Raw genomic sequence first — 5081 nt, 5'->3', positions numbered from 1 at the left:
CCTGTTGTACCTGTACCGCTACCTGTAGTTCCAGTGCCAGTGCCTGTACCACTACCTGTTGTACCTGTACCGCTACCTGTAGTTCCAGTGCCAGTACCTGAGCTACTACCTGAGCTACTGCCACTACTGGAGGCTCCACTACCGGAGCCTCCGCCGCCTCCGCTTTGGGCAGAAACAGAAGGAGGTAAAGACAAAGTAGCGAAACTGATGGCAAAGACAGTAGCCAAAACAGCTTTAGAGAAATTAATAGGCTTCATGGTTATGGTTCCTTTTTTCTAGATTTCTGTGATTGATTTTCAAAACCGATATTAGTCTACTCAATCCACTGCTAAATTAGGTAAATTTTCACAAGACAGATTCAGAAGTCTTTCACCTAGTTGATTTTGGGAAAATTGAAAGCATTTAAAGCTCACACAACAACTTACAATTCCTTAGAATCAAACTAATTCATAATCGGTAATTACTAATTTATGATTGTGAACCCATGACTAAACTTGCTTATTCACAACAAATTCAGATAGGATTACTATACAAACCTTTAATTATTCACACTCACCTACTTAATAAGTACAAGCGATCGCTAAGTTAAATAAAATTTTCACCTCAAGAAATATAATGACTTTGTTGACATTAGCTTTTAGTTAGTTGGATAGAAATAAACTAGGAATTTTAAGCAGCCAGATACTGCCAGTGGTTGAGACTATGGTTAACAAGACTCTACAATAATATTTCACCTGAGAACTTATAACTTCATACTTCAGGTGTGTCTTACCTTAGACTTCAGGAATATTTTTAACGATATCTACAGGTGATGGAAGCCGAGTGCGATCGCGAGCTAGGATTAATTAACGATCTACTAGACTTACAACGGCTGGAAAGCCCATCTTATAATTATTACACCTGATGCGTTGCTCTTACAACGCTGGTTGCCCTGGGTTATTGAGCCGTTTCAAATCCGTCTTCAAGAACATCAGCAAACTCTATAGATAAATCTTCCTTAAAATCTTCTGTCGCTGTTCTCAGATGGCATTAGCTTAAAATGAATTTTAGTATAATTGTTCAATAATACCTATAAATACAAACCTGCGGGTGATAAAATTGTCCTAACTGTCCGTCACAATTCCTCGGAAGCGTCCGCAAAAACTATTATCACTAATTCAGCAGATATTTCGATAACAGAGTTACCACGAATCTTTTACAAATTTTATCATCTCTCCAGTGTAGACATCTGGAATCAAGGTAGTTTTAGATTAGGTTTATCTATAGTACAGAAATTAACCGGACAACTACAAGGAAACATTTAAGTGTAAAGCGGCAATGGATGGATGATATTCACGCTCACATTAACTGATTTATAAGTTTATAATAGAAATTTAAGGTGTATAAAGTTGCTAATACCAATTCTCTAAAAGGCTGCACAAAATCAGGCTTAGTGAGACTTGGGGCTTGAGCAACCGGTTTTATGCAACCTTAGAGGTAATCGGTATAAACTTAATCAATGTTGACTTTAATTATAAAATAAATTACTAAATAATTCATAATTATGAATTGTTGTGAATTCTCACAGGTACACAAAAATGAGATAATTAAAGCAAATTATTAAATTCAGAAAAATGTCATTAACTATATCTTCCACACCTCAAGGTTTTAGTGCATTTATTACTAATTTGGGAATTCGAGATACAACTGATGATTTTGTATTTATTAAATCATCAGTTCCTTGTGTTGCTGATGGAGTCTTCACTCAAAGTCTTTTCGCTGGGCCAAGTGTTACTATTAGCCGCGATAACTTAAAAGATTCACAAGCACAAGGAATTGTTGTTATATCTAAGAATGCAAATGTAGCTAATGGTTCTGCTGGTATCGCTGACGCCCAAGAGATTTTGCAATTGGTTGCAACTGAAACTGGAATTGCTGAACATAATATTGTATAGCTTCTACAGGTGTAATTGGCAGACGTTACCCGATTGAAAAAATCCGAGCAGGTTTATTAGGATTCGGGAAAAAATTGACTGCTGCTGATTTTCATGCCGCAGCCCGTGGTATTATGACAACCGATACAGTAGCGAAATTAGCTACACGGCAAATAGGAAATGCCAAGCTGGTAGGAATTGCCAAAGGTGTCGGCATGATTGAGCCTAATATGGCTACCCTCCTAACTTTCTTTTTTACTGATGCTGCAATTTCTGCAAATAGCCTTCGTTCTATTTTTCGCTCTACTATAGATAAAACCTTTAACTGTCTGAGTGTAGATACTGACACTTCTACTAGTGACTCTGCGGTGATTTTAGCTAATGGAATAGCCGGTAAAGTTTCAGAATCAGATTTTGCCAGCGCATTGCAAGAAGTTGCACAAGAATTGGTGCTAAAAATTGCCCAAGATGCAGAAGGTGCTACCAAGATTATTCAGGTGACTGTAGATTCGGCAATTAACTATGCACAAGCTAAAACAGTAGCTAAAGCAATTGTGAATTCACCATTAGTAAAAACTGCCGTCTATGGAGCAGATCCGAATTGGGGACGAGTTGCTATGGCTATAGGCAAATGTAAAAATGAACAGCAGATAAATCCAGAACGAGTTATTATCAGTTTTGATAATGTGAAAGTTTATCCTAATAGCTTAACTAATGAAAATCTGGAACAGTTGCGGCAAATTATGTCCAAAGATAAAGTAAATATTCATGTTAACCTCAATATTGGCGAAGCTTCTGCAACTGTATGGGGTTGCGATCTTTCAGAGGGTTATATAGAAATTAATGGCAAATACTCGACTTGATTAAAGATATTTTATTAATCTCGTGAGAGGATAATCAAGGTATTGTCAGCTTACCCTACTAAGGGTTTTGATTGGGTTCAAGAACGGCTAGATGATTCCATGTAGATTTATCTGCCAGATTTTTCTCTATACCCTCCCTAGCCAAAGTTTAACGTGAGTTTGACTAACCTCTCCCTGCCTTGAACTAAAGTTCAAATCTGTGCCTCTGGGACTCGCAGAGGGACGGTTTTACGTAGTAAAATTTCTTAGAGGTCTTTTAATTAAGCTAATTAGATGGACACTATATGAGCCGTCAAATTCACGTAATAAGAGCTTTGGCATCAGGCAAAAATGAGACTACGTGCTTTATATTCTAAGTAATTTAACTTACCTGATATTAGTCCTGATCTAGAGATGCATAAATAGCATAAGTACATCAATAGCTAAAAGTAAACCCCCACTTACCAATTGCTTTGTTAAAAAAATTGACACAGGTAGCAAAAATGTATTATAGTATAATACATAAAGAATGAGTTAGATTAAAAAGACTTCCTACCCAGTACAGCACGGTGGAAATAAAATTACCATTTGTACGCAACTAGTTGATATTACGAAAAAACTTTTTCAAAATCTCATACTTCACCCAAAATAACTTGATCAACGCTGCATAACTGACAAATATGGATTTTGACTATTTTAGAAGCAATGAAGGCACTCCTACAAATAATACCCGGCAAAGCTTGCTTGCTAGCGGTTGGCGACCGTTTAACCGAGAATTAGACTGGGAGTTTTTGTGGCAACTGTTGTACAGTGACTCCCGCGAATTAACTCAAAAAAGTTTGAATTTAGCGAGTAATGTTGCTGATATATTGGGACGAAATAATTATGCTTGGTGGGCTAATTTATTAAATATTGTATCTGATAATACCCGCTACGAAGTTGAAAAGTTTTGGAATTACATTACGCCAGATCCTCAATCACCAGATCATCGCTACAAAGATGTTTTGAGTACGGAAACGCCCATTGTCCAATTTGTCAGTCGTAGTAGTATTCCCATTGATTATGTTCTTAACCGATTGCAAGAAATTACTGTACTGCGAGTTTTACATGTATTGGGTAATCCCGACATTATTACTCAGTATTATTCAGAAAGAGATTTTTATTTTCCTATAGATAAATTTCTGAACTGGGAACGCTTAGACGTTATCAATACCGTTTATGCTTACTGGTCGAAGGATGACGTTTGGTTGCAAATTGACCCCTACGATCGCGGACGACGACAATATACTTTAATGGCGAAAAATCTGGCGCCACTAATTAACAAAGCGACTTACGACCTAGCAGTTATGTTGAGTGGATATCAAAGTCGTGTAGGCAAAGTTCATAGTCAATTTCCCATTCGCACATTTCCCGCAGATATCCAAAACTTTACTGATTCTGTACAGCAGGCAATTCTTAATCAAAACCAGTTAGCGGTTGTTGTACATGGGCAACCAGGTACAGGTAAAACAGTCTGGACACAGGCAGTAGCAAAAGAAATTCTTGTACCTTTAGGATATGTAATTTTTATTTTAGATCATGATGCGATCGCTAACTTTGTCCCACCGACTTACATAGAGCGTATTTGTATCGTTATTAACGAAGCTGATAATCTAGCCCAAAATCGTGCTTCCGAGGTAGCGCAATACAATAACAAAACCGAACACATTCTGAGTTTACTGGATGGCACTTTGTATCAGAGTGTAATTGATGAGTCTGGTATTCAGATGCAGCAACGGTTAGTTGTTTTGATGACTTGTAACACTACTGAAAGATTAGATCCAGCCATGTTACGTAAGGGCAGGGTGGATTTAATATATGAGTTTACGCAAATATTTGTTTAAAGAAGGCTGTTATTCTTGAACTACACTACTTCCCCCTCCCCGCTCCTCATCTCAGTCGTGGCCTAAATAGCTTAAAATTGCTATATTTCTGCTTTCAGCACTTTCACCTTTTCAGCTGTTTTTCTGATCCAAGTTGATGCTCTTTGCGCCAAGCCTGGGGAGGTAAACCGGGATATTGGCGAAACTGGTGGGAGAAATGAGACACATCCTGATAAGGGACTTGCATGAAATAAATTATCCAAATAAACGTAGACGCGCAGCGGCTTAATGAAGCTTTGATACTCAATGACAGAGTTCAAAGACTCATTAACGGAGCTAAAAGACTCATTCACGAGTATCAAAGACTCGTTAACGGAGCTAAAAGACTCATTCACGAGTATCAAAGACTCGTTAACGGAGCTAAAAGACTCATTCACGAGTATCAAAGACTCGTTAACGGAGCT

General features: G+C 37.7%; 3 protein-coding genes and 2 pseudogenes. 3 read left to right on the top strand and 2 right to left on the bottom strand.

Annotated elements, in window-relative coordinates:
* On the bottom strand, nucleotides 1–257 hold a 257-nt coding region (locus tag V7K35_RS16735), incomplete at its 3' end, for a hypothetical protein (protein WP_335080360.1).
* Between the two features lie 798 nt (nucleotides 258–1055).
* Here V7K35_RS16735 and V7K35_RS16730 point away from each other — a divergent pair.
* The 3 genes and pseudogenes from V7K35_RS16730 to V7K35_RS16720 all read left to right on the top strand — a co-directional run bounded on the left by V7K35_RS16730 (nucleotide 1056) and on the right by V7K35_RS16720 (nucleotide 4638).
* Complete coding sequence (locus V7K35_RS16730) at nucleotides 1056–1304, top strand: ATP-binding protein (RefSeq protein ID WP_335080359.1); 249 nt, start codon at nucleotides 1056–1058, stop codon at nucleotides 1302–1304.
* A 309-nt stretch (nucleotides 1305–1613) separates the two neighbouring features.
* A pseudogene (gene argJ / locus V7K35_RS16725) lies at nucleotides 1614–2776 on the top strand (bifunctional glutamate N-acetyltransferase/amino-acid acetyltransferase ArgJ).
* Nucleotides 2777–3435: 659 nt separating this feature from the next.
* The gene (locus tag V7K35_RS16720; RefSeq protein ID WP_335080358.1) at nucleotides 3436–4638 is read left to right on the top strand and encodes an AAA family ATPase; all 1203 of its coding nucleotides are present in this window, start codon (nucleotides 3436–3438) and stop codon (nucleotides 4636–4638) included.
* 80 nt (nucleotides 4639–4718) lie between these two features.
* Here the strand turns inward: V7K35_RS16720 and V7K35_RS16715 are convergent.
* Nucleotides 4719–5081 (bottom strand): annotated as a pseudogene (locus V7K35_RS16715) (hypothetical protein); the annotation flags it as partial.

This window comes from Nostoc sp., from assembly GCF_036917275.1.
GTDB lineage: Bacteria > Cyanobacteriota > Cyanobacteriia > Cyanobacteriales > Nostocaceae > Nostoc.
This window is presented reverse-complemented; position numbering and strand designations above follow the sequence as displayed.

Excerpts from the sequence above, each read along its gene's own strand:
- V7K35_RS16720 (WP_335080358.1), top strand. The coding sequence starts at position 3,436 with ATGGATTTTGACTATTTTAGAAGCAATGAAGGCACTCCTACAAATAAT.